The following is a 23,500-nucleotide window of genomic DNA, read 5'->3' as shown; positions in this document are numbered from 1 at the left end:
AACGCGCTTACTATTTAAAAGGTTTATATCATGCTAAATACACTGAACACTATTCATCACCATCATACAACGGAGTAGCTTTCAGGTATTTCGCTGGAGGGCTATTCCGAAAATATGTCCTCTGGTAATCAACAAAAATGAGCCCGAGGACAATCTCGGGCTTTTTTGTAGCCCAAATTAAATTTAACGCATTATTAGAATTAAATATTGGGAATGAGAAAATGAGTGATAACAACCGTCTACGCATTGCGATTCAAAAATCAGGACGTTTATCAAAAGACTGCCAAGACCTACTTAAACAACTGGGTGTAAAACTTAACTTACGTGAACAACGCTTAATTGCACACGCTACAAACATGCCAATTGACGTACTACGTGTACGTGATGACGATATTCCTGGGTTGGTAATGGACGGCGTATGTGACTTAGGTATCGTTGGCGAAAATGTTCTCGTTGAAAGCCAAGCTGAACGTGCTGCACAAAACCTAAATGCCAAGGTTACTAAACTTGCAAAACTCGATTTTGGTTACTGCCGCCTAGCACTTGCTTGGCCTCAAGAATTAGGTCAGTTGCCGTTGAGTTGGTTTGAAGGCAAAAAGATTGCGACTACCTATCCTGAGATTTTAAAGCAATATCTTAAAAATCAGGGGATCAACGCTTCTACTGTGCTACTTTCAGGATCGGTTGAAGTCGCGCCGCGTGCAGGCCTTGCCGATGCGATTTGTGATTTGGTTTCAACGGGAGCGACACTCGAAGCAAATGGTCTTTTGCAAGGCGAAACCATCTTAGAGTCTAACGCTTGTTTAATCCAAAACCCTTCAATGGATAACCAGCAAAAGCAAGCATTGCTTGATACTTTGCTACCTCGCCTAAAAGCGGTGCGCCAAGCTAAAGAAAGTAAATATATTATGCTTCACGCGCCGAAAGCGGGATTAGACGAAATTTGCGAACTGTTACCAGGTACGGGCAAACCAACCGTATTATCACTTGCTGGCACTGACGATTTAGTTGCATTGCACATGGTTTCTAGCGAAACGCTTTTCTGGGAAACCATGGAAGCATTAAAAGAAAAAGGTGCAAGCTCGATTCTTGTTATGCCAATCGAAAAGATGATGGAGTAAACAGTGAACGTTTGGTCGCAACTTTCCGCTGCACAACAAGTGGCTTTACTGGCGCGCCCTGCTCAACAAGATCAGAGCGCACTGCAAGCACGTGTTCAAACTATTATCGATACCGTGAGAGAAAATGGCGATAAAGCGCTACTTGATTTTAATCAGCAGTTCGATAATAACCAAAGTGAACAGCTTATTGTGCCACAAAGCGAAATTGATAATTCACCAGCGCTATTAAGTACTGAGTTAAAAACCGCTATTGATATTGCGTTTAATAACATTACTAAATTTCACCAAGCACAATTACCCGTTACGAAAACCATTGAAACCCAACCTGGCGTGTCCTGCGAGCTGCGTTATCAACCAATTCAAGCAGTTGGAATTTACGTACCTGGTGGTACAGCTCCCCTGCCTTCGTCGGTATTAATGCAAGGAGCCCTTGCAAAACTCAGTGGCGCTAAAACCATTGTGTTAGCAACACCGGTTAAAGGCAATATGGCGATTAATCCTGCTATTTTGTATGCCGCAAAATTGTGTGGTGTCACCACACTTATTAAATCAGGTGGTGCAGGTGTTATTGCAGCAATGGCTTTCGGAACAAGATCCGTACCCAAAGTAAATAAAATATTTGGCCCAGGTAACAGCTATGTGACGATGGCAAAACAGCTAGTTGCTCAGCAAGCTACTGGTGTTGCAATTGATATGCCGGCAGGCCCATCGGAAGTGCTTGTAATTGCCGATGAAGGCGCAAACCCCGCTTTTGTTGCCGCAGATTTACTATCACAGGCCGAACACGGTGAAGATTCTCAAGTGGTTTTAGTATCAAACTGCGAAACGTTAATCAACGAAACCAAACGTGAAATTGACGCACAACTAAGTACGCTTTCGCGTAAGGATATTGCTCAAAAAGCATTGTTAAACTCGCCGTTCATCTTGGTTGATAGCATTGAGAGTGCAATTAAGGTGTCAAACCAATATGGGCCAGAGCACTTAATTGTACAAACACGTAATGCTGCCGATATTGTAGACAAATTCTATAACGTTGGTTCGTTGTTTGTAGGCGATTATACGCCTGAATCAGCTGGCGACTATGCCTCTGGTACAAATCATGTGTTACCGACGTATGGCTATAGCCAAGTTTATTCGGCGCTAAACTTAATGGATTTCTTTCGAACCTATACAGTGCAAAGTATTTCACAGTCAGGCCTAGCGCTACTTGCAAACAGTATCTTGCCACTAGCAGAAGCTGAAGGGTTAGATGCACACGCAAACGCGGTGTCAATCAGGTTACAGGAGGCAAAATTATGAGCCGTGAATTTGCCCCCGAATATATCCGTTCACTTAAAGCGTATAGCTCTGCAAAAAGCGAAAAGCTGACTGGTTCAACGTGGTTAAACGCCAATGAAAGCCCGTATGCAAAAGAGTATGCACTAAATTTAGATAACTTAAACCGTTACCCAGACCCGCAACCTGAAAACGTCATCAACGCATACGCGCGCTATAGCAATCTTGCAGGCGAAAACATTTTGATGACACGTGGCGCAGATGAAGGTATTGAGTTATTGGTACGCACCTTTTGTCAAAATGGTAAAGACAGCATCGCACAATTTTTACCGACTTACGGCATGTATAAGGTAACCGCAGAAAGTGCCAATGTTACGTTAGTAGATTTAAGCCAATCGCTTTTAATAAACGCTCCACAGTCACAGCTTTTAGATAGTGTTGGTAACGCCAAGTTGGTATTTGTCTGTAATCCAAATAACCCAACAGGTAACGTGCTTCCACTGTCTCGAATCGAAGAGATTGTAAAAGCGTTTGAAGATAAAGCCATTGTCGTCGTTGACGAAGCTTATATTGAATTTTGTGAAGAATTTACAGCTGCAGGGTTAATCGAAAAGTATCAAAACTTGGTGGTTTTAAGAACCTTATCAAAGGCATTTGCATTAGCTGGTTTACGCACCGGATTTGTGTTAAGCAATCCAAAGCTAATTAATACCATGCGCAAAGTACTAGCGCCTTACCCTGTCTCAAGTGTGGTTGCCGCAATAGCCGAACAAGCGCTTACAAGCTGCAACATTAGTAGCGTAAAACGCCAAGTGTCAATTATAAACAACAATCGTGCAACACTTATTAATCAGTTATCCGTGTGTAAACACGTGCGTAAGGTACTACCGAGTTTTGCAAACTTTGTCACTATCCAGCTGAGCGATAAAAAGCACATTTCGGCAGCTATGCAAAGTGGCTTAATTATGCGCCCTTTTACACTTTATGGCGAAGATAATTGGCTACGCATTAGTATTGGATCAGAACAAGAGCTTAACGTTGTATTCAACTGGCTACTAGAAATAAACGGATAATAATTATGGCAGTTCCTTACTTATTTATAGATAGAGACGGTACTTTAGTAGAAGAGCCAGCTATCGATAAACAACTTGATACACTCGAAAAGTTAGTTTTTGAGCCAGGCGTTATACCTGCGCTGTTACAACTGCAAGCTGCAGGTTATAAACTGGTTATGGTATCTAACCAAGATGGCTTAGGCACAGATAGTTTCCCACAGGCCGACTTTGACGCACCGCACAATAAAATGATGCAGGTTTTTAGCGCTTCCAACATCACTTTTGACGAGGTATTAATTTGCCCACACTTTGACGATGAAAATTGCGTCTGCAGAAAGCCAAAAACAGGGTTACTTAAAAATCTGATGCAATCTGGCAATGTCGATTTAGCCAATTCCTATGTGATTGGCGACCGCCAAACCGATATTCAACTTGCTGAAAACCTTTGCTGTGAAGGTATTTTTTATACAGGCAACTGGCCTGAGATCGTAACTAAACTCACGACGCGTAATCGTACCGGCGAGGTTAGTCGCAACACCAGCGAAACCCAAATCTCAGTTAGCGTAAACCTTGATTCGGGCAAACAAGGGGAAGTACAAACAGGACTTGGCTTTTTTGACCACATGCTCGACCAAATTCGTACGCACAGTAATATCGGCCTTGATATTAAGGCATCGGGTGATTTACACATTGATGAACATCACCTTGTTGAAGACGTTGGTATTGCACTTGGTCAAGCACTTAAACAAGCACTGAGTACCAAAACACAAATTGGCCGCTATGGTTTTTCGTTGCCAATGGATGAGTGTAAAGCAGACGCACAAATTGATTTATCGGGTCGTGCTTCGTTCGTACTAAATGCTAATTTCTCACGCGAAAAAGTGGGCGACATGGATGTACAAATGGTTGAGCACTTCTTCAAAAGCCTTACTGATAATGCAGCAATCAGCCTAATTTTAAGTGTGTCAGACGGTAATTGCCATCATCAAGTTGAAGGGCTATTTAAAGCGTTTTCACGTGCACTTCGCATGGCAATTGCAAAAGATGTTACCCAAACCACTGCCAGTTCTAAAGGATGTTTATGATAGCCATAATTAACACCGGTTGTGCAAACATTAATTCAGTTCGATTTGCATTTGAGCGTTTAGGCGCTCAGGTTGAAATTATCACAGAGCCAGAAAAACTTAACGATTTTCCTCGTGCTGTGCTGCCTGGTGTAGGTCATGCTTCTGTAGCAATGAAACGCCTTATTCATAACAACTGGCAAAATGCTATACGCAATTACAAAAAGCCTTTACTAGGCATTTGTTTGGGTATGCAGTTAATGTGCGATGAAACTGAAGAAGGTGGAGTGAAGACCCTTGGCCTCATTCCTGGAAAACTAAATGCGCTTAAAAGCGAGTGCCTAACATTACCACATATGGGCTGGAATAATTTAGATTTAAAGTCAGAACACCCTATTTTAGAGGGCATCAATGGCAACGACCAAGTGTATTACGTGCATAGTTTTGCTCATGTGCCTAATCAATACACATTGGCATCAAGCAATTATAGTACTGAATTTTCGGCTATTATTGCCAAAGATAATTTTATTGGCATGCAATTTCACCCTGAAAAATCAGCTCGCGTTGGTGAACGTTTGCTGAAAAACTTTTTAGCGTTATAGGAACAATAATGATTATTCCCGCATTAGATATTTTACAAAATCGAATTGTTAGACTATACCAAGGCAAGTACGACACGGCACAATTTTATGATTTTGACTTTAAACAACGGTTAACAGAGTACGCAAATTCAGGCGCTGAACGAATTCACATTGTTGATCTTGAAGGCGCACGTGATCCGGACAAAAAGCAATGGCAGTTCATTCAAGAAGCATCAAACGAGCTCAAACTACCCTTTCAAATCGGCGGCGGCATTCGAAGCGAGTCAGACATATCCACTTGGCTGAACGCAGGCGTACATCAAGTGGTAATTGGCTCGAAAGCAGTGACGGACAAGAGCCAAGTAAAGAATTGGATAAACACATTCGGCGCCGCTAAATTTGTAATCGCACTTGATGTTAACAAAGACGGCGAGACTTGGCGCCCTGCTACCCACGGTTGGCTCGAAAAATCACCTTACGATCTATTTGAATTTATAGAATTCTATAAAGAACTGGGCGTAAAAGACTTTTTGTGCACTGACATTAGTAAAGACGGCACAATGACCGGCCCTTCATTTAAGCTATACCAAGACATTCTTTCAAAGTTTGATGATATTCGCGTGCAAGCATCAGGCGGTGTTAGTTCCCTTGAGGATATTAAGCAGTTAAAAGCGCTTGGTGTCGGTGGTGTAATTTTAGGTAAATCATTACTCGATAATGCGTTTAGTGCTAAGGAGGCTGTAACGTGTTATCAAAACGCATAATTCCTTGTTTAGACGTTAAAAATAATCAAGTTGTAAAAGGCGTTAAGTTCAAAGAGCACGAAATCGTGGGCGATATTTTGCAACTTGCCGAGACGTACTCGCAAGCAGGTGCCGATGAGCTAGTGTTCTATGAAATTACAGCGAGTGTCGAAAAGCGTTTACTTGATGTTACTTGGGTGGAGCAAATTGCCCGTTATATCAATATCCCATTTTGCGTTGCGGGCGGCATTAAATCGGTCGCCGACGCTGCAAAAGTACTCGAAATGGGCGCGGATAAGATCAGCATTAATAGTCCTGCAATAGCAAGGCCTGAGCTTATTAAAGAGTTACATGATGAATTTGGTAAACAGTGTGTTGTGGTTGGTATCGACAGTTTTTACGACAAAACCAAAGGCGAATACCTCGTATATCAGCTAACGGGCGACCCTAATGCATCAAGCCAAACACGTTATAAAACCCATGAATGGGTTAAGCAAGTTCAAGACTTAGGTGCCGGCGAAATTGTACTCAATTGCATGAACCAAGACGGCGTAAGAAAGGGTTATGACAACCGACAATTAAGTGAAATACGCGCGATTTGTGACGTTCCTTTAATTGCCTCTGGCGGCGCGGGTAAAATTCAAGACTTTGCCGACGTGTTTTTACAAAGTAATGTAGATGGCGCACTTGCCGCATCGGTTTTTCACAAAGGCTTAATTGATATAACCGAGCTAAAACAAACCCTGAATCAACAGACAATTCCGGTGCGATTATGAAATTAGATTTAAGCAATATTTCTGCTCTTGATTTTGATAAAAGTGAGCTTATGCCCGCGATTGTGCAGGATGTGCAATCAGGGCAAATTTTAATGCAGGGCTTTTGTAATCTAGCTGCAGTTCAAACGACTTTAGAAATTGGTAAAGTAACCTTTTATAGCCGTTCAAAACAACGTTTATGGACAAAAGGCGAAAGCTCTGAAAACTATCTGGAATTGGTATCAATGCATACTGATTGTGACCAAGATTCGTTATTAATACTCGCAAAACCGCAAGGTCCAACGTGTCACTTAGGTACACAGAGTTGCTTTGGTGATGCGAGCACCGATTTAAGTTTTTTAGGTACCCTTAACAGTGTTATTGCAAAGCGAAAAAATGACCACCCAAGCGAGAGTTATACTGCAAGTTTATTTGCCAAAGAGTTGAGTCGAAGTTGTCAAAAGGTTGGCGAAGAAGGTGTTGAAGTTGCCTTAGCAGCAATGAAAAATGACAACGAAGAGTTACTCAATGAATCAGCTGATTTACTGTATCACTTATTAGTTCTGTTACAACGACAAAACCTAGATATTAGCCAAGTTATTAATGTACTAAAAAATAGACATAAATAAGTTATACTCATTAACCAAGGTTGCAATAGCAACCTTGGGCATCAGTAAAAATAGTCGCGCCTAATGCGTTGTGCTCGGTATTGTGGTTGATGTACTGCTCGACAAAGCCTTCGCCTTCGCTACAAAACATTCCTGTTGAATAAGGACCAAGATAGGTTAGCTTACCTTTTTGGTTGATTACTGCGACCGCAGGTACCGAAGGTATATTAAAACGACTGGTACTATTAAGCGTAATAACATGATTTTTAAAGCCGTGTTCCGACGCTAATTTTTTCACCGAAGTTACGTGGCTTTCGGCAACATACTCACAAAAGCAATTATCCATTGTAAAGTGCACTACTACCCCATTCCTTGTATGTAGGGTTTCTTCAATAAGCGATGTAAAGCGATGGTCAAATTCGGTGTCCATCGCGTTACTCAAAAGCAAACCGTTCACATCAAATTGCTTTGCTTTTAAGGTCGATAAGTACAACACACTGCTGGTTAAAATAATTGACCATACCGCTAACAAAACCCAATGTAATTTAGAGCTCAAAGCGTGATAACTCGCGGTTTAAGTTTTCAATATCGTTCTTCATTTCTTTAAAGCGCTGGCCCGACTCATTAGTATTATGTTTTAGTTGCTCAGAATTATGCGATAAGCGCTGTGTCGACTCAGAAATACTCGCCGACACCGTTGCTTGTTCGTTTGCAGCACTTGCAACAGAAGCCATGTTGTTAACCATGCTTTCAATATTGTCAACCACGCCCATCATCATGTTAGAAGCGTCTTTTGCCTGTACAACCGTGTCTTCTGCTTGAACTAAGCACTTGTCCATTTGTTCAACCGAAGACGATGCCTCATTAATTAACGCCGCGGTAATTTCACTGATCTGCTCTGCGTTTTGACGCGTTTTCATAGCAAGTTGTCTTACTTCATCTGCAACAACGGCAAACCCACGGCCATGCTCTCCAGCGCGTGCTGATTCAATTGCCGCATTTAACGCTAATAAGTTTGTTTGGTCTGAAATCGATTTAATGGCGTTCATCACTTCTTCAATTTGACTACACTTTAACGCAAGTTCACCAATTGTTTGAGATGTTGCCGACAAATCGCCCTTAAGCCCTTCGATATTGTGTGCCGAACTATCAATAATTTGCTTTGTTTTATCGGTACGGGTAAACGCATCGCTTGCACTTTCGTTTGCTTCACTTGCTTGGCTTGCTACGTTAGCATTTGCCACTGTCATTTCTTCCGTTGCGGTTGCAATTAAGTTGATTTGACTGACATTTTCGTCGGTCGCACGCTCTACATCGTTAGTTAAATCTAACACAGCCTCAGAGCGTAGTAACACACCTTCACTGACCGTTTTGGTTTGTTTTATAAATCCACTTAATGAAGTCATTAACTTATGATAATCAGAGTCATCTGATTGCTCTTTGGTAAACGCAGTTAAGTCGAACTTACCCTCTTTACTCAACACATCATGTATTGATTTTGATAATTTATACGCACTTACCGCCTCTCTCTGCGTTAATTTGGCAACATACATTAGTACGCCGCCTTCGGTTATCGCAAACAACGCATGGATAGTCAAAATGTAAAACGCTAAATGGCCTTGTTCAAATATGTAAATTGAGCCGCCTTGCGACTGTACAATAAAAAACAGAATATGATGAACGGCTATAAATAATACGCTCGACAAAATCACCTGCCAATCGCGGTAGAAGCTTAAAAATGCCAACATTACAAATATTTCGAAGTGTAATTCTGTTAACCCCATGGCTTGTTGAATATGAAGTGCTGCAAATAACTGAACCGCTATACCGACAGCATGGCGGGTAACTGATGCAAACGGTGCAGCGTTAATTAAAAATAAGGGCAATGCCACAATAAGCAGGCCAATTGCGATACCTTCAAACCAGGTATCGGTAAAGAATGCGATAATTAACGTAACAATAAACTGGCCAATTAATACCGCAGAGAAGATCCGGTTTGCTTTTTCAATCCAAGGGTAATTCATTTAAACTTCCAAATAGTTCTCATAAATAAACGGTAATACAACATAAGTTGTACGGTTTTTACTGCCGAATGGCTCAATTTCCTATGCCACAATTTTAAATCTAAGTTAAAAATTAGTTTTTATTTATTTAATTAATTTGATGCTTGATTAAATGCTACGCAATACGCGTGTTGATACTTGATAAATCACAATATTGCTTACGTTAAGCATAGATTTTCTTTTTAAGTCTCGCTATGCTGATGGCAAATTATTAGGGATAGCATTATGTTTCGTAAAATTTCTGCTGCATCACTGTTTTTGTTTTTAGTAGGCTGTGGTTCAACACTCACACCAACACAAACAGCCTACGTTGATAACTTAACGCCATGTGAAAAAATTCAAGGTTTAGTTGATGGTTTTGAAAATCAATTCGAGCTGCTAAAAGCGACACGTGTTCAAACTAAGTTTGGCGATGTGTGGACACCAAAGTACCATTTGCTCGGCAATGGTTGTCAAATTCTCGGTATGAATAACGAAAGAGTGTCTTACAAGTGCGCAAAGCAATACGATAACGAATCACAGAGCCGTGACGCGTTTGACTTAGCCGTAAACCAAGTAGCGCAATGTTTGGGGAGTCAATGGCAAGCAATTAACACAGCACAAAATCAAAGCCAACGAACTACATTCAAAAACGCAAAGCACGATGCCGTAATTAGCATTCAAAGCGGGCAAACAAACGCCAAGTATAATAAAACGTGGCAAACATCCTTTGAAGTTGGTGGGTTAGTTAAAGAGTAAGTTCATATATTCAGTGAACATGCTTATATGCAACTAACAAAAAGGGCTCACAGTTGTGAGCCCTTTTTAGTATTCTTACTTAGCTAAACTAATAGGCTAAGTTACTAAGCTAGATTACTTAGTTAAGTCATCAAAAAACTTCTTAACACCATCAAAGAATCCTTGCTCTTTTGGACGATGGCGCGAGCTATCACCGCCCATGCTCTCATCTAATTCACGTAATAATTCTTTTTGACGTTCGTTTAAGTTAACCGGTGTCTCAATAATTACTTTACAGATTAAATCACCAACCACACCGCCGCGAACAGACTTAACGCCTTTACCGCGCATACGGAACATTTTATCCGTCTGACATTCTGAAGGAATTTTCAGTTTTGCTCGACCGTCTAGCGTCGGTACTTCAATTTCGCCACCAAGTGCTGCTGTAGTAAAGCTAAGTGGTACTTCACAATATAGATTGCTGCCGTCACGAACAAAAATTGGGTGTTCACGAACAGAAACCTGCACGTATAAATCACCTGCTGGTGCACCGTGTTGCCCAGCTTCACCTTCGCCAGCTAGACGAATACGGTCGCCAGTATCAACACCTGCCGGAATTTTCACAGACAAGGTCTTGGTTTTTTCTACGCGGCCCTGACCATGACACTTATTACATGGATCTGAGATAATTTGACCACTGCCATTACACGTAGGACATGTTTGCTGAACAGCAAAGAAGCCTTGGCGCATTTGTACTTGGCCATGACCATGACAGGTACCACATGTTTGTGGCTTAGAGCCTTTCTTCGCGCCTGAACCTTCACACGGTTCACATGACACCCAAGTTGGCACTTTAATTTCAACGTCTTTACCGCGAACTGCTTCTTCTAGACTTAAATCTAGGTTGTAGCGTAAATCAGCACCACGTTGTTGGCGAGATTGACGTCTACCACCGCCGCCGCCACCAAAAATATCACCGAATACATCACCAAAGATATCGCCAAAATCTGCACCGCCGCCAAAGCCACCGTGACCACCGCCACCACCTTGTTCAAAGGCTGCATGACCAAATTGGTCGTATGTTTGACGTTTTTGACTGTCGCCAAGTATTTCGTATGCTTCTTTTACTTCTTTAAACTTAGTTTCTAAGTCTTTGTCGCCTGCGGTACGATCTGGGTGATACTTCATAGCAAGGCGTTTGTATGCCTTTTTAATATCACGATCGCTAGCGTCTTTTGCAACGCCTAGTACTTCATAATAATCGCGTTTTGACATAATTACTGCTTTCCCCGTTAGTTGGCTAACTGCATTTGCATTGCCCCAGCGGGGTCTTTAGCCTCAAAATTCATAAAACCTTTAGATACACTAAGGGCGCGTCTGAGTCGAAACCCGCGCGCCCTCTTCTAAGTAAATTACTTTTTATCGTCTTTTACTTCTTCAAACTCAGCGTCAACAACGTCGTCATCTTGCTGTGCTTGTTGCTGTTGGCCTGCATCGCCGCCAGCTTGTTGCGCTTGTGCATTTGCTTGCGCAATTTCCATTAGTTTTTGCGACTTTTCGATAAGTGCTTGCGTTTTCGCTTCGATTTCAGCTTTGTCATCGCCTTTCACTGCTGTTTCTAGCTCTGAAAGTGCTGCTTCAATCGCTGCTTTATCGTCAGCTGGTAGTGCGTCACCTGCTTCTTCGATTTGCTTGCGTGTACCGTGAACCATTGCGTCACCTTGGTTACGCGCTTGTACTAGTTCTTCAAACTTCTTATCTTCTTCTGCGTTTGCTTCCGCATCACGTACCATTGCATCGATTTCATCATCGCTTAGACCTGAAGACGCTTGGATTGTGATCTTCTGCTCTTTACCCGTGTCTTTATCTTTCGCAGATACGTGTAAGATACCATCAGCGTCAACGTCAAACGTTACTTCAATTTGTGGTGCGCCACGTTGTGCAGGACGAATACCTTCTAGGTTGAATTGACCTAGTGATTTGTTCGCACTTGATTGCTTACGCTCACCTTGAAGTACGTGTATTGTTACCGCACTTTGGTTGTCTTCAGCAGTTGAGAATACTTGTGACTTCTTCGTTGGAATCGTTGTATTCTTCTCGATTAATGCAGTCATAACCTGACCCATTGTCTCGATACCGAGTGAAAGAGGAATAACGTCTAGCAGTAGTACATCTTTTACGTCACCCGCTAAAACACCACCTTGAACCGCAGCCCCCATAGCTACTGCTTCATCAGGGTTTACGTCTTTACGTGGTTCTTTACCGAAGAAATCAGTAACTGCTTTTTGTACTAGTGGCATACGTGTTTGACCACCCACTAGAATTACATCGTTAACATCGCTAACAGAAAGATCTGCGTCAGCTAGTGCCTTTTTAAGTGGCTCTAGTGATTGCGTTACGAGATCTTCAACAAGTGATTCTAACTTAGCACGCGTTAGTTTAACGTTCATGTGCTTAGGACCTGACGCATCAGCAGTTACATACGGAAGGTTAACTTCTGTTTGTTGTGCACTTGAAAGTTCGATCTTCGCTTTTTCTGCTGCTTCTTTAACACGCTGCATCGCAAGTGGATCTGTCTTTAAGTTGATGCCTTGATCTTTATTAAATTCCTCAACTAGGTAGTTGATAACACGGTTATCGAAATCTTCACCACCTAAGTGCGTGTCACCATTCGTCGCTAGTACTTCAAACGTGTGCTCGCCTTCTACTTCATCAATTTCGATGATAGAGATATCGAATGTACCACCACCTAAGTCGTAAACAGCAACTACATTATCGCCTTGCTTTTTATCCATGCCGTATGCAAGTGCAGCAGCAGTTGGTTCGTTGATAATACGTTTAACATCAAGGCCAGCGATACGACCCGCGTCTTTAGTTGCTTGACGCTGCGAATCGTTAAAGTAAGCTGGAACAGTAATTACAGCACCTGTTACTTCTTCACCTAAGAAATCTTCAGCTGTTTTCTTCATTTTCTTAAGAACTTCAGCTGAAATTTGTGGTGCAGCGCGTTTTTCGCCTTTTGCTTCTACCCATGCATCGCCATTGTCTGCTTTAACAATTTTGAATGGCATGATGTCGATATCACGTTGTACTTCTTTGTCTTCAAAACGACGACCGATTAAACGCTTGATTGCGTATAATGTATTTGTTGGGTTTGTTACCGCTTGACGCTTTGCAGGTTGACCTACAAGCGTTTCACCTTCGTCAGTGTATGCGATAATTGATGGGGTTGTACGATCACCCTCTGCATTTTCAATTACGCGTGGCTTATCGCCGTCTAATACTGCAACACATGAGTTTGTTGTGCCTAAGTCGATACCAATAATCTTACCCATGGAACCTCTCCTACTTCTTTAATTCTGTATCAAAAAATGATTAATTCGTTTAGATGGTTACTTAATAGGGGTGGGGTAATGACAATTCAACTGTAAAACGTAAATTTTTTTTAAAATTTTGAATTTTTTTTTGCAATGATTAATTTTGATACAGCAAGTGGTCATACCACTGTATTTTTGTTATAAACACGCTAGTTACAGTAACAAATGAAATTCTTATGCATTTTGATCAATTATTAGACCAAGTTAATTCACGCCTTACCCAGTTAACGTTTCCTGCAAACTGGTGCCAAGGCCGCACAGCCTTCGGTGGTATTTCAGCTGCTATGCTTTACACCGCAATGCGCACAGTAGTTAATGACGAACGTACTTTACTATCACTCAGTACTAATTTTGTTGGCCCACTGAAGGCCGATGCGCCATTTAATATAGAACTTTCTCTTTTGCGTGAAGGTAAAAGTGCATCGCAGATTGAAGCAAGAATTATCCAAGACGAAAAAGTTTCGGTGATTGCCCTTGCATGCTTTGCAATAAAACGTGATTCAAATGTGATTGTTGAAAATAAAGCGATATGTCCATTAGCACCGGTTAATGAAGAAAACCTTATTCCTTATATGGAAGGTGTAACTCCCCGATTTTTCCAACACATGAGTTTTAATATTCAAAAAGGGGCTATGCCGTTTTCAAATGCATCAAATGGCGAACTTGCAGGATGGATGCGTTTAAAAGAAACACCAAAGGACTTAACTGTTGCGCATATCTTGGCGCTGACAGATGCGTGGCCGCCTGCACAATTACAAATGTATGCAAACATTGCCCCTGCCAGTTCAATGTCTTGGTATATTGAGTTTTTACCTCACCAGCCATTAGCAGCTGACGCTTGGCTTGGTTTTGATGCGTTTACACATCATAGTCGAGATGGATATGCCTGTGAAGAAGCGAATATTTATAATCAAGCGGGTGAATTATTAGCTATGAGTCGCCAAACTGTTGCGCTATTTGATTAAGCTAAAAGCGATTATTTAAGCGCCCATTCTATGAGCGCTTAAATGTCATCAATGCTCACCTAATGTAACGCGATTAATCTTATTTGCATTACGACAAAAACAACCTCGCAAAAAACATGTATAAAATTAATTTACAGCTTCAAATCCAGCTTTTAGTTTAATTAACATATCGTCGCTAATTTTAGTATTACATGCGAAATATAAACTCGTTGCTTCTTGTTTAAATTTGAATACCTTGGCTAATTCAGGAGTTGTTTTATCAATTTCACGCTGTGTTTTGTATTGCATTTCGTTCAACACAAGGAGATCAAGTACGTGCTTACGCTGCTTCATAATGTGAAACAATCTATCGACATTCTCAATCACTAATAATTGCGCACCTAATTTAAACCCATGCTGTGTTAAATAATGGTGGCTAAAATTGTTTTCTATTACCGCGGTTTTGTATTCTTTTGCGGCCAGGATTGACTCTAATTTAATTTGTTTTTCGGGTAAGGCATAAAAATATGCCGTAAAGTGGCTTAGTTTAGCAACCCACTTAAAATTGGGCTCACGCATAGGTAAACGGGCAAGTGAAAAGATACACGCATTTGGGTCGCGTAACACCCCGTTATAAGCGAGTGACCAGCCAAGTACATTTAGCTCATAATCAATATTTGCAGCGCTTAACGCACGATGTACTTTATCAAAGTTGGGCCCAACAAATTTCCCGTGCTCATTGTAATATTGAAAGCCACTTAAATTTTCAGTGAATACCGTCAGTTTACCGAACGCACTAATAGGCATTAAGCATAATAAAACATATAGTGCGGCTAATCGGTTTACCATCTTTACCTTTTTGATAAATCACGGGGTTTCATACTGTTAAGTGTAAACCCTGTTATTGACTTTAGAAACTATAAACGCAAAAAAGGTGCCATTTGGCACCTTTTTTATTTACTTACTGTTCATCGCATCAATTAACAAGGCAGAAATTTTTGCTCCCTCTCGCAATGTACTTTCAGATGCTTGTTTACCACTGTGTGACGCATCGGTAAACGGCGCAATTTCCATCATATCTGCGCCCGTAATTGGGAACTCTTTCGCAAGTGCATTTAAAATTAGCATTGCTTCATCTGGCGTCATACCATCGTATTCAGGTGTTCCCGTTGCCGCTGCAAATGTTGCATCAAGGGCATCGATATCAAAACTAACGTAAAGCTCGTCGACATTATCTGCTTTTAGCTGTGCAATTACTTGGTCAACAATCGCTTGTGCGCCCTTTTCTCGAATCTCATGCGCCCAATGCTGTTTAACACCAAATGTTGATTCCCAATGAGTTTTATCTTTACCACTTGAGCGAATACCAAACTGAATTAAATGATGTGGCGCCGGTAAAAACTCCAGAATATGTGTACACCAAGAGCCAAAACATAAATCAATACCTAAACGCTCAACAAGTAGGTCGGTGTGTGCATCAAAGTGAATAATTGCAGTGCGTTTACCCTGCGCACGTTTTGCCTTTAAGTACGACTTAGTTAATGGGTAACTAATTGAGTGGTCGCCACCAATACCAAAAATCCCTTTATCTGGGAAATTGGCGTAAAAGTCATCACAGACATCTTCGGTAATTGATAATGGGCTTACGTGATAATCGCTGCTTTCATCTTGATAAAGTGCTTTTTGACAGTTTGAAATCGTACCGTCGTTTAAGTATTTATCATGTAGCAGGTGTGGAATTACGCGCACATCACCTAAATCGAATGTTTTCGCATTTGGTTGTTGTTCCATTAGGGTGCTGCGTAAAAATAGCGGCCCCCAGTTTGCACCGCGTAAAATGCCGCCGCCGCAATCAGAGCTAATGCCTAACGTTACTGCGCGATATTCACTTTGCTCAATAGTTTCAAGGCTATCGCGCCAAAGCGCGTCGATGTTTTCGGTCTGACCATAGATTGACTGGTGCAGCGCTTCTTTTCGCTCTTTTGCCGTGTTAACAGTGAAAACACCGTTACCCGGTGGGCATAAGCAATTTGTTACTTTTTCAATAAATGCGTTTTTAGAGTCGCTCATATTCAGCTCCGAACAAAGCATAATCAGTCATATAATTATGCATAGATTAAAAATTTATTGCTGGAAATACCATTTGTTACTAAATCCGCTCGTTACAAAACGAAGCAAGGTATCATTTAATGGTCTTTAATTTTTAACTCGTTGTATTTGTTAAAAATTGGTTTAGTCGATAAACCCAACAATAATCTACATGCCTCTTTCTTAGAGGCTTTGCCTTTGAATGTCAAATCAACTACTAGAAACAACACGTAATCACCTGAAGATTTATTCAAGCTAACTGCATAGCTTTTCATATAATTATCAAGTTTTAATTTGTAACTAAATGATTTATAATGCGTTCGCTTAACAATTACATACAATCAGGAAACGTTTAATGGAACTAAACACAGCGCCGCAAACTCGCCGTTCGCAAGTTCAATTCGCAGGTCAAACTGGCCAATTTTTTTCAATCTGGATAGTTAATATAGTGCTTACTGTACTCACCCTCGGCATTTATTCTGCTTGGGCTAAAGTCAGAACACATCGCTACTTTTACAGTAATACCAGTGTCGATGGGCACCAATTTACCTATCTTGCTAATCCAATCCAAATTTTAATTGGCCGTATTATTGCCGTCGTATTATTTGCTATATACGTTGGTAGCGTTCAATTTGTTCCAATTCTTGGCTTATTTATTATGCTAATCGCACTATTTTTAATGCCTTGGGTTATTAACCGCAGCATGCGATTCCAACACCGCATGACAAGCTATCGAAATGTACGTTTTGGTTTTAACGGCAGCTATGGCGAAGCGTTTCTTGTTTTCATTATTTTCCCAATTTTATCGGTATTTACCTTATACCTGTTAGTGCCTTGGGTGATGAAAAAAATTAATTCGTATATTTTAAACAACATTACGTATGGTGATCGCAAGGTTGAAGCAACGCTGTCTACAACCGACTACTATGTTGCCGCACTGTTAGTTGTTGCAGTGTCAATTGGTGCTATGTTTGGTTTTGCAATTGTTATCGGTATCGGCGCCGCGATTTTTGGTGCAACTGTTGATATGGCTAATTTAAATTCAGCAGGCATGAGTGCTGCCGCATTTGTAATTGCGCCAATTACTGCGCTGTTGTATATCGGTATGTTTGCGCTTATTACCGGTATTTATCAAGCACGTATTCGCGCACACAACTTTGCTAACAGCGAAATCAAAGACGTTGCTAAATTTGAGTCAACGATTACTGAGATGCAATTTACACGTTTAGTATTCTTTAACTTAATCGCGATTGGTTTGTCACTTGGCTTAGCTTACCCGTGGGCAAAAATTCGTGCAGCACGTTATTTGGCAAACGGTACGTTTGTAGAAATCCATGAAAACGCAGATAACGTAATTGATGATATGACCAGTGATCAATCCGCTATTGGCGAAGAAATCGCAGAAGTATTCGACTTAGATATCGCCATCACCTGATGAGTCAACTAGTCGATGGTAAACTCTATCAAGCTGGCAGCACACGCTCGTGTGCTGTTAAGCTGGTAGTAACAGAATCTCATATCAGTATCATTCATGAAGGTGTTGAATATGGCGCCCATAATTTAAGCTCTATTTCGTTGAGTGATGCAATTCCCGGCGTCGCAACCGAAGTTCGCTTTGAAAATGGCGACATGTTTATTCCCGATGACAAATCTTGGCGCGTTCAACGCCAAACAGGTTCTCTTCTTAGCACGTTAGAAAGTCATAAAATCAGTGTGTTTGCCAGTATTATTTTAGCGCCGCTGCTCATTTATTGGCTTATTATGGTTGCTATGCCTGCGCTTGCCAGCAAAAGTGTTGATTGGTTACCACCAAGTGTGCCGAACTACATGGGTGAGCAAAGTTTCACGATTTTAGAAAAGGCTTTTCTTGAGCCATCTGAACTTGATGAACCCACACAACAACATATCGAACAGCTGTTTTCAAATGCCACAACGGCTTTGAACTTAAACAAAGAGCGCTATCAAATATTTGCTTACCAAAGTGCGTACTTTGGTGCTAACGCACTTGCGCTGCCTGATGGTACCGTAATCGTAACCGACGATCTTATTACGCAATTACGCGAATATGATGAAAACAAGTTAGATAGCATGTTAATGGCTATTCTTTTACATGAAATTGGTCATGTAGAAGGTAAACACGGTATGCGTTTAGTAGCGCAGTCTTTATCAAATGCCATTGTGTTTGCGCTGTTATTTGGTGATCTCGAAACCGTAGGCGAGCTATTTGTTGGTGCCAGCTCAACCTTAGTGCAAGCTAGCTTTTCACGGGATATGGAAAGTGAAGCGGATGATTTTGCACTTCAACATTTAGCTGAATTAGGTTACTCACCCAGTGCCTTTGCCGATGCCATGGATAGCTTTGGTGAAAACGGCTCAGGTGATTTTCTCAAGTACCTAAGTTCGCACCCTGCTATAAAAGAGCGAATTGAAAAGGCCAAACGCTTTAAATAATACCAGCTGCATAAAAGTGAAGAGGTATACCTAGAGCGTGTTGGTCTTTGTGGTCTAAATTTCGTTCAAATCCAAAGCTTTTTGATCGTGGCGTTACTTTGCAGCCTTGCGAGCTACGTCAAGAAGCGACAATAAAGAACAAAACGCTTTGGGTGAACCTGTAAGCACCACTAGCTTGGCGTTTATACTATGGATGCAGGGTAATAACACAAAGTCTTTATCGCTCATTTATGTAACATAATCACACTGCAATCGCTCTACATCTTCTAAATGCCAAACAAACAGCTGTATAAATCGACTACAAAGGTCAACACGCTCTAATTACCAATATTCCCTAACGGCAATTATTTTACCGTTAGAGAATTCAAATAAACTCACAATATTATCACTTGAACGCGCATACCACTTACCATTAACACGTTGTTGCCAGGTACTTTTTTGCTTAACAAATGCTGCATTTAACGCAAAATCGATATGTGTTATCTCAGTTTTCACATAACGCGTGCGCGTTTGCTTCATACGTTCGTTAAGTGCACTCACCCACTGCTCTTTGTTTAAATGAATTTGGAAACTTGGTTGATAATATTCGAATTGCGTTGCTGTTAACTGAGATAAGCTAACGATTGTACTTTGCTTATCAATTGAATCATTGAGCGTAATAAACTGTGTTACTTTGGCGCGCATGTCCTTATGAGAAAGTGGTTCAGCTGACGCATAACAGAATTGCGCTGAAAATAATAACAAGACGATTACGTACCAGTTTCGCAATTGATTACATTCCCAAATTGATTTACTGTTAAAAATTCTACAATAAACAACTTAAACGTTAAGTCAAAGGTTTTGCGATGGCGAAAGAATATCATTCACTTGCAGCATTTTACCCATTTTATTTGTCGCAACACTCTAACGTTCTGTGTAGAAGACTGCATTTTTGCGGTTCGTTAATTGGCCTATTTTGTTTGCTTTTTGCTGTGCTAAACCAAAACTATTGGTTGATCTTAGCCGCTATTGGCGTTGGCTATCTGTTCGCTTGGATTGGACACTTTGTATTTGAAAAAAACAGGCCAGCCACATTTCAATATCCACTCTATAGTTTTGTTTGCGACTGGCTTATGTTTCGCGACATACTGTTGCGACGAATTCCCTGGTAAATAAATTACTTGAGTGTGTTGACGTTTCCGTTTTAATTTAAACTTAATAACTGTTTTATCACGTTAATAGGCATTACTTTTTCAACTTCTGTCGCAAGTTTCTCTATCTGATTGTCTTTTTCACTTTCATAGTCAAATCCAGTTGCTCCGATTAATCCTGCCCACTCGAGTAATTGTGATAAAAAGCGTGGGTTGTCTAGTACACCGTGTAAATACGTCGCTTTTATTTGCCCATCTTGTGATTCATAGCCATCGAATTCACCGTTTGCGAGTTTAAACAATCGTTTTACCGATGCGGTTTCAATTGTTTTACCTGCATGAATTTTATAGCCTGAAATAGCACTTCCACTCGTTAAACAATTTGCCTTTGTTTGACTTAAGGTTTTAGCGCCTTGTAAAGTGGTTTCGATTGGCAAGTAATTTAGGCCATCCATTTCATCGATATTAGACTCAATATGTTGAGGATCATAAAGTCGCTGCCCTAACATTTGCATACCACCACAAATCGCAAATACTTTGCCGCCATAGCGTAAATGACGCGCGATAAATTCCTGCCAATGGTTATCAACAAGAAACGACAGATCACCCATCACACTTTTTGATCCGGGTAAGATAAGTAAGTCACACTTATCTACTGCGTTTGACGTACGGGCATATCTTAGATTAACGTTTGGATGCAATCTTAACACATCAAAATCCGTATGATTTGATATGCGAGGGTAAACCACAACCGTAATATTAATTGAATTATTTGTGCTTAATATTTGATTGAGATCGAGTGCATCTTCTGGCTCTATATATAAATCAGGTATATAAGGAATTGTTGCGAGTACCGGAATACCTAACTTGTTTTCAAGCCATTGGTTACCCGGCAACAGTAACTTAATATCCCCTCTGAATTTATTAATTACAAATCCAACGACTCTGGCTTTTTCTGTATCAGTTAACAGTTCATATGTGCCTACAAGGTGCGCGAACACACCGCCTTTATCTATATCGGCAACGATAATTACCGGACAATCTGCCGCTTCTGCAAAGCCCATATTAGCAATATCACGGTCGCGTAGATTAATCTCTGCAGGCGATCCTGCCCCTTCAACAATCACTGCATCAAACTGCTGCGATAATCGTTGATGTGAATCGAGCACGGCACCAAGTAATTGCGGCTTCATTTGATGATAATCAACCGCATCTGAATTACCAATTGCTTTACCATGCACAATAACTTGCGCACCGATATCAGAATTTGGTTTTAACAACACCGGATTCATATCCACATGCGGTTCTATTCTAGCCGCATCAGCCTGTACAGCCTGCGCACGACCAATTTCGCCATCCTCTGCGGTAACCGCACTATTAAGCGCCATGTTTTGCGGCTTAAACGGTGCTACTTTGATATTATGATTGGCTAAAATACGACAAAGCGCCGCAACCAGCACACTTTTCCCAGCGTCTGAGGTTGTGCCTTGAACCATCAATGTGTGCTTGGCTTTCATACAATTCTCTATATATTTTTTGCTGCACACTAACAAATTAACGGACCATTGTCCTTTACAATTTTGCACGCTAATTCAAACTGTTATTAATATTTGCCAAGTTAGAGCATACAGGATGAAAAAAGTATTCCACTTAGGATTAGATAAAGTACAAGTAGAAGGTGCTAAAGTCGCTATCGTACCCGGTGATCCAGCACGCGCAGAACGCATTGCGAACGAGCTTGATAACCCTATCGCACTTGCAAAAACACGTGAATATCATGTCTTTTTGGCCTATATCAAACAGCAGCCAGTAATCGTATGTTCTACTGGTATTGGTGGCCCAAGTACATCAATCGCAGTTGAAGAACTCGCACAGCTAGGAATTAAAACGTTTTTACGCGTTGGTACAACGGGCGCAATTCAGCCAAACATTAACGAAGGTGACCTATTAATTAGTCATGCATCTGTTCGTTTAGATGGTGCAAGCCAACATTTTGCACCAATTCAATACCCAGCCGTTGCCGATTTCTTTGCCACTAATGCGATGGTAAGCGCATGTGACGAATTAGGCGCAACCTATCACTTGGGTATAACGGCTTCATCAGATACCTTCTACCCGGGACAAGAGCGCTACGATACTTACTCAGGCTATGTGACAAAAGCGTTTCAAGGTAGCTTTGATGAGTGGCAAAATCTTGGCGTTATGAACTACGAAATGGAATCAGCTACATTATTTACTATGTGCTCAGCTCTTGGTCTAAAAGCTGCCTGTGTTGCCGGTGTACTAGTTAATAGAACGAAAAGTGAAATTCCTGATGTTGACCATCAAGTTGTTGAAAAGAAAGCGGTTAGCGCCGTAATTAAAGCCGCTGAATTATTGGTTTAGTTTAAAATTACTACACCATAAAGTTGAGGAAGTGGTTAAACTTCCTCAATTGTTACCTTAATATTACTACCAAGACTCATCGCAACCGCATTAGCAACACCTAGTTGATTTGCTTTACCTTTTGTTTGCTGAATCAATATATCACTTATTCCTTGTAATCCTGTTTCTCGATTATGTAGTTGCACTTGATTGAGCGCTGCTTGCAAAGGCGATAAACTCGGACTGTACGCCGCATTTTCAAGGTAAACACCAAAGTACTTGTGTCCATCTACATCTTTAATTTGACACGCAGAAAAATTACCAGAATATGGCGCATAGCTTTGTTCAACATACTCATTTAGGTCGCGACATTGTGTTAAAGATTGACTAAACAAAGGCGTATGGTTATCTAAATCACTTGGGCCAAATGCGTCTGGCAGGTATTGCTGTATGGTTTTCTCAACACCGTGCACATTTATTAACGGTTGTTTGTCAGACTGAATTTCATTAATAAACTGGCGACAATAGCCACAAGGTGAAGCGTTGATCACGAGCTTTTCAATTGCTTCAACCCCGTGTAACAATGCGTTGTGAATAGCACTTTGTTCAGCATGAACGACCAAGCTCAAGGCTTGATGGGAAAATTCTAAATTAGCGCCGAAAAATAAGCGCCCTTCACCGCCGCTCTCAATCGCCAAGGCTGCCACTTTAAACTGTGAAACCGGTGCAATTGCGTATTCAGACACCCATTTTAATAACGCGTCAAAGAATGATTGCTCGCTATCGAACTGAGACTTAAGTGAAATGAGTTCTTGATGAGTTAAGTAAGACTTGTTGTTGGTGTAATCCGATAACACCGTTTCAAAATTATTATTCGCTTGCATATTTAATGAAAACTCAAAAAATGGCGGTTCACACTACTTGTATTGTAAATAGAATACTAAGGTCATTTGTCCGCTTTTAAAAATAAATCGATATATTTACGTTGATATCAAGTAAAAATTTAAATCATGTATGCGCCGTTAGGGGAAATTGCATAGGTGATAAATAAGTTGCCAAACTTTGACCGAACTCAATGATTTTAAAGATTTATTTTGCAAGATATGCTAGAGTTCGCGGGTAAAATAAAAACTGGTAACGGCGCATTCATACACTATACTTGCT

Annotated in this window: 23 protein-coding genes; 14 read left to right on the top strand and 9 right to left on the bottom strand. The window is 40.9% G+C overall.

Features of this window, described 5'->3' with window-relative positions:
* The first annotated feature begins 221 nt into the window (after positions 1 to 221).
* Genes hisG through hisIE form a run of 8 tightly spaced genes read left to right on the top strand, consistent with a single transcriptional unit; the run spans position 222 to position 7,223 of the window.
* The gene (gene hisG / locus L1068_RS07180) at positions 222 to 1,121 is read left to right on the top strand and encodes an ATP phosphoribosyltransferase (protein WP_237129676.1); all 900 of its coding nucleotides are present in this window, start codon (positions 222 to 224) and stop codon (positions 1,119 to 1,121) included.
* A gap of 3 nt (positions 1,122 to 1,124) precedes the next feature.
* Positions 1,125 to 2,420 carry a histidinol dehydrogenase gene (gene hisD / locus L1068_RS07175; protein ID WP_237129675.1) on the top strand — a complete coding sequence of 432 codons (1,296 nt, stop codon included), beginning with the start codon at positions 1,125 to 1,127 and terminating at the stop codon, positions 2,418 to 2,420.
* Positions 2,417 to 3,469, top strand: a complete 1,053-nt coding sequence (hisC, locus tag L1068_RS07170) for a histidinol-phosphate transaminase (RefSeq protein WP_237129674.1) — start codon at positions 2,417 to 2,419, stop codon at positions 3,467 to 3,469. Before hisD ends, hisC begins: the two co-directional genes overlap by 4 nt.
* 5 nt (positions 3,470 to 3,474) lie before the next feature.
* A complete protein-coding gene (gene hisB / locus L1068_RS07165; RefSeq protein ID WP_237129673.1) occupies positions 3,475 to 4,536 on the top strand; it encodes a bifunctional histidinol-phosphatase/imidazoleglycerol-phosphate dehydratase HisB in 1,062 nt (353 codons plus the stop codon).
* The gene (hisH, locus tag L1068_RS07160) at positions 4,533 to 5,117 is read left to right on the top strand and encodes an imidazole glycerol phosphate synthase subunit HisH (RefSeq protein ID WP_237129672.1); all 585 of its coding nucleotides are present in this window, start codon (positions 4,533 to 4,535) and stop codon (positions 5,115 to 5,117) included. Before hisB ends, hisH begins: the two co-directional genes overlap by 4 nt.
* A gap of 8 nt (positions 5,118 to 5,125) precedes the next feature.
* Positions 5,126 to 5,860 (top strand): 1-(5-phosphoribosyl)-5-[(5-phosphoribosylamino)methylideneamino]imidazole-4-carboxamide isomerase, encoded by a 735-nt coding sequence (gene hisA / locus L1068_RS07155; protein WP_237129671.1) that lies wholly within the window; start codon positions 5,126 to 5,128, stop codon positions 5,858 to 5,860.
* Positions 5,842 to 6,615: an imidazole glycerol phosphate synthase subunit HisF gene (hisF, locus tag L1068_RS07150; RefSeq protein ID WP_237129670.1), complete on the top strand. Its 774-nt coding sequence runs from the start codon at positions 5,842 to 5,844 to the stop codon at positions 6,613 to 6,615. Before hisA ends, hisF begins: the two co-directional genes overlap by 19 nt.
* Positions 6,612 to 7,223, top strand: coding sequence for a bifunctional phosphoribosyl-AMP cyclohydrolase/phosphoribosyl-ATP diphosphatase HisIE (gene hisIE, locus L1068_RS07145; RefSeq protein ID WP_237129669.1), 612 nt, complete (start codon positions 6,612 to 6,614; stop codon positions 7,221 to 7,223). Before hisF ends, hisIE begins: the two co-directional genes overlap by 4 nt.
* A 10-nt stretch (positions 7,224 to 7,233) precedes the next feature.
* Here hisIE and L1068_RS07140 read toward each other — a convergent pair whose 3' ends face one another.
* Positions 7,234 to 7,758 carry a DUF6436 domain-containing protein gene (locus L1068_RS07140; protein ID WP_237129668.1) on the bottom strand — a complete coding sequence of 175 codons (525 nt, stop codon included), beginning with the start codon at positions 7,756 to 7,758 and terminating at the stop codon, positions 7,234 to 7,236.
* On the bottom strand, positions 7,748 to 9,226 hold the full coding sequence (locus L1068_RS07135; protein ID WP_237129667.1) for a methyl-accepting chemotaxis protein: 1,479 nt from the start codon (positions 9,224 to 9,226) through the stop codon (positions 7,748 to 7,750). The genes L1068_RS07140 and L1068_RS07135 overlap by 11 nt, the downstream gene beginning before the upstream one ends.
* A 264-nt stretch (positions 9,227 to 9,490) precedes the next feature.
* On the opposite strand from L1068_RS07135, the gene L1068_RS07130 reads away from it, so the two are divergent.
* A complete protein-coding gene (locus tag L1068_RS07130) occupies positions 9,491 to 10,003 on the top strand; it encodes a hypothetical protein (protein ID WP_237129666.1) in 513 nt (170 codons plus the stop codon).
* Positions 10,004 to 10,117: 114 nt separating this feature from the next.
* Here the strand turns inward: L1068_RS07130 and dnaJ are convergent, their stop codons facing one another.
* Both dnaJ and dnaK read right to left on the bottom strand, forming a co-directional pair.
* Positions 10,118 to 11,257 carry a molecular chaperone DnaJ gene (gene dnaJ, locus L1068_RS07125; protein ID WP_237129665.1) on the bottom strand — a complete coding sequence of 380 codons (1,140 nt, stop codon included), beginning with the start codon at positions 11,255 to 11,257 and terminating at the stop codon, positions 10,118 to 10,120.
* Positions 11,258 to 11,394: 137 nt separating this feature from the next.
* A complete protein-coding gene (dnaK, locus tag L1068_RS07120; protein ID WP_237129664.1) occupies positions 11,395 to 13,317 on the bottom strand; it encodes a molecular chaperone DnaK in 1,923 nt (640 codons plus the stop codon).
* A gap of 218 nt (positions 13,318 to 13,535) precedes the next feature.
* On the opposite strand from dnaK, the gene L1068_RS07115 reads away from it, so the two are divergent.
* Complete coding sequence (locus L1068_RS07115) at positions 13,536 to 14,324, top strand: thioesterase family protein (RefSeq protein ID WP_237129663.1); 789 nt, start codon at positions 13,536 to 13,538, stop codon at positions 14,322 to 14,324.
* A gap of 126 nt (positions 14,325 to 14,450) precedes the next feature.
* On the opposite strand, the gene L1068_RS07110 is transcribed toward L1068_RS07115, so the two are convergent.
* Together L1068_RS07110 and L1068_RS07105 are read right to left on the bottom strand one after the other, a co-directional pair.
* Entirely contained in the window at positions 14,451 to 15,152 is a 702-nt protein-coding gene (locus tag L1068_RS07110) for an amino acid ABC transporter substrate-binding protein (RefSeq protein ID WP_237129662.1), read from the bottom strand.
* A 108-nt stretch (positions 15,153 to 15,260) separates the two neighbouring features.
* The gene (locus L1068_RS07105) at positions 15,261 to 16,373 is read right to left on the bottom strand and encodes an arginase family protein (RefSeq protein WP_237129661.1); all 1,113 of its coding nucleotides are present in this window, start codon (positions 16,371 to 16,373) and stop codon (positions 15,261 to 15,263) included.
* A gap of 373 nt (positions 16,374 to 16,746) precedes the next feature.
* Between L1068_RS07105 and L1068_RS07100 the strand changes: the two genes are divergently transcribed.
* The gene (locus tag L1068_RS07100; protein WP_237129660.1) at positions 16,747 to 17,826 is read left to right on the top strand and encodes a YjgN family protein; all 1,080 of its coding nucleotides are present in this window, start codon (positions 16,747 to 16,749) and stop codon (positions 17,824 to 17,826) included.
* Positions 17,826 to 18,842 (top strand): M48 family metallopeptidase, encoded by a 1,017-nt coding sequence (locus L1068_RS07095; protein ID WP_237129659.1) that lies wholly within the window; start codon positions 17,826 to 17,828, stop codon positions 18,840 to 18,842. The genes L1068_RS07100 and L1068_RS07095 overlap by 1 nt, the downstream gene beginning before the upstream one ends.
* Before the next feature lie 321 nt (positions 18,843 to 19,163).
* Here L1068_RS07095 and L1068_RS07090 read toward each other — a convergent pair whose 3' ends face one another.
* Positions 19,164 to 19,610, bottom strand: a complete 447-nt coding sequence (locus L1068_RS07090) for a hypothetical protein (RefSeq protein WP_237129658.1) — start codon at positions 19,608 to 19,610, stop codon at positions 19,164 to 19,166.
* A gap of 77 nt (positions 19,611 to 19,687) precedes the next feature.
* Here L1068_RS07090 and L1068_RS07085 point away from each other — a divergent pair, with 77 nt between their 5' ends.
* A complete protein-coding gene (locus L1068_RS07085) occupies positions 19,688 to 19,993 on the top strand; it encodes a DUF962 domain-containing protein (RefSeq protein ID WP_237129657.1) in 306 nt (101 codons plus the stop codon).
* Between the two features lie 32 nt (positions 19,994 to 20,025).
* On the opposite strand, the gene L1068_RS07080 is transcribed toward L1068_RS07085, so the two are convergent.
* Entirely contained in the window at positions 20,026 to 21,489 is a 1,464-nt protein-coding gene (locus tag L1068_RS07080; protein WP_237129656.1) for a cobyric acid synthase, read from the bottom strand.
* A gap of 115 nt (positions 21,490 to 21,604) precedes the next feature.
* On the opposite strand from L1068_RS07080, the gene udp reads away from it, so the two are divergent.
* Entirely contained in the window at positions 21,605 to 22,357 is a 753-nt protein-coding gene (gene udp, locus L1068_RS07075) for a uridine phosphorylase (RefSeq protein ID WP_237129655.1), read from the top strand.
* A gap of 35 nt (positions 22,358 to 22,392) precedes the next feature.
* Here udp and cdd read toward each other — a convergent pair whose 3' ends face one another.
* Positions 22,393 to 23,220, bottom strand: a complete 828-nt coding sequence (cdd, locus tag L1068_RS07070; protein WP_237129654.1) for a cytidine deaminase — start codon at positions 23,218 to 23,220, stop codon at positions 22,393 to 22,395.
* Positions 23,221 to 23,500: the final 280 nt, after the last annotated feature.

Source organism: Pseudoalteromonas sp. MMG024 (genome assembly GCF_021654175.1).
Classification (GTDB): domain Bacteria; phylum Pseudomonadota; class Gammaproteobacteria; order Enterobacterales; family Alteromonadaceae; genus Pseudoalteromonas.
This window is presented reverse-complemented; position numbering and strand designations above follow the sequence as displayed.

What these genes read in the sequence shown, in the direction of transcription:
- hisG (WP_237129676.1), top strand. Translation starts at nt 222, where the DNA reads ATGAGTGATAACAACCGTCTACGCATTGCGATTCAAAAATCAGGACGT.
- hisC (WP_237129674.1), top strand. Translation starts at nt 2,417, where the DNA reads ATGAGCCGTGAATTTGCCCCCGAATATATCCGTTCACTTAAAGCGTAT.
- hisB (WP_237129673.1), top strand. Translation starts at nt 3,475, where the DNA reads ATGGCAGTTCCTTACTTATTTATAGATAGAGACGGTACTTTAGTAGAA.
- hisH (WP_237129672.1), top strand. Translation starts at nt 4,533, where the DNA reads ATGATAGCCATAATTAACACCGGTTGTGCAAACATTAATTCAGTTCGA.
- hisA (WP_237129671.1), top strand. Translation starts at nt 5,126, where the DNA reads ATGATTATTCCCGCATTAGATATTTTACAAAATCGAATTGTTAGACTA.
- hisIE (WP_237129669.1), top strand. Translation starts at nt 6,612, where the DNA reads ATGAAATTAGATTTAAGCAATATTTCTGCTCTTGATTTTGATAAAAGT.
- L1068_RS07135 (WP_237129667.1), bottom strand. Translation starts at nt 9,226, where the DNA reads ATGAATTACCCTTGGATTGAAAAAGCAAACCGGATCTTCTCTGCGGTA.
- L1068_RS07130 (WP_237129666.1), top strand. Translation starts at nt 9,491, where the DNA reads ATGTTTCGTAAAATTTCTGCTGCATCACTGTTTTTGTTTTTAGTAGGC.
- dnaJ (WP_237129665.1), bottom strand. Translation starts at nt 11,257, where the DNA reads ATGTCAAAACGCGATTATTATGAAGTACTAGGCGTTGCAAAAGACGCT.
- dnaK (WP_237129664.1), bottom strand. Translation starts at nt 13,317, where the DNA reads ATGGGTAAGATTATTGGTATCGACTTAGGCACAACAAACTCATGTGTT.
- L1068_RS07115 (WP_237129663.1), top strand. Translation starts at nt 13,536, where the DNA reads ATGCATTTTGATCAATTATTAGACCAAGTTAATTCACGCCTTACCCAG.
- L1068_RS07110 (WP_237129662.1), bottom strand. Translation starts at nt 15,152, where the DNA reads ATGGTAAACCGATTAGCCGCACTATATGTTTTATTATGCTTAATGCCT.
- L1068_RS07105 (WP_237129661.1), bottom strand. Translation starts at nt 16,373, where the DNA reads ATGAGCGACTCTAAAAACGCATTTATTGAAAAAGTAACAAATTGCTTA.
- L1068_RS07100 (WP_237129660.1), top strand. Translation starts at nt 16,747, where the DNA reads ATGGAACTAAACACAGCGCCGCAAACTCGCCGTTCGCAAGTTCAATTC.
- L1068_RS07095 (WP_237129659.1), top strand. Translation starts at nt 17,826, where the DNA reads ATGAGTCAACTAGTCGATGGTAAACTCTATCAAGCTGGCAGCACACGC.
- L1068_RS07085 (WP_237129657.1), top strand. Translation starts at nt 19,688, where the DNA reads ATGGCGAAAGAATATCATTCACTTGCAGCATTTTACCCATTTTATTTG.
- L1068_RS07080 (WP_237129656.1), bottom strand. Translation starts at nt 21,489, where the DNA reads ATGAAAGCCAAGCACACATTGATGGTTCAAGGCACAACCTCAGACGCT.
- udp (WP_237129655.1), top strand. Translation starts at nt 21,605, where the DNA reads ATGAAAAAAGTATTCCACTTAGGATTAGATAAAGTACAAGTAGAAGGT.
- cdd (WP_237129654.1), bottom strand. Translation starts at nt 23,220, where the DNA reads ATGCAAGCGAATAATAATTTTGAAACGGTGTTATCGGATTACACCAAC.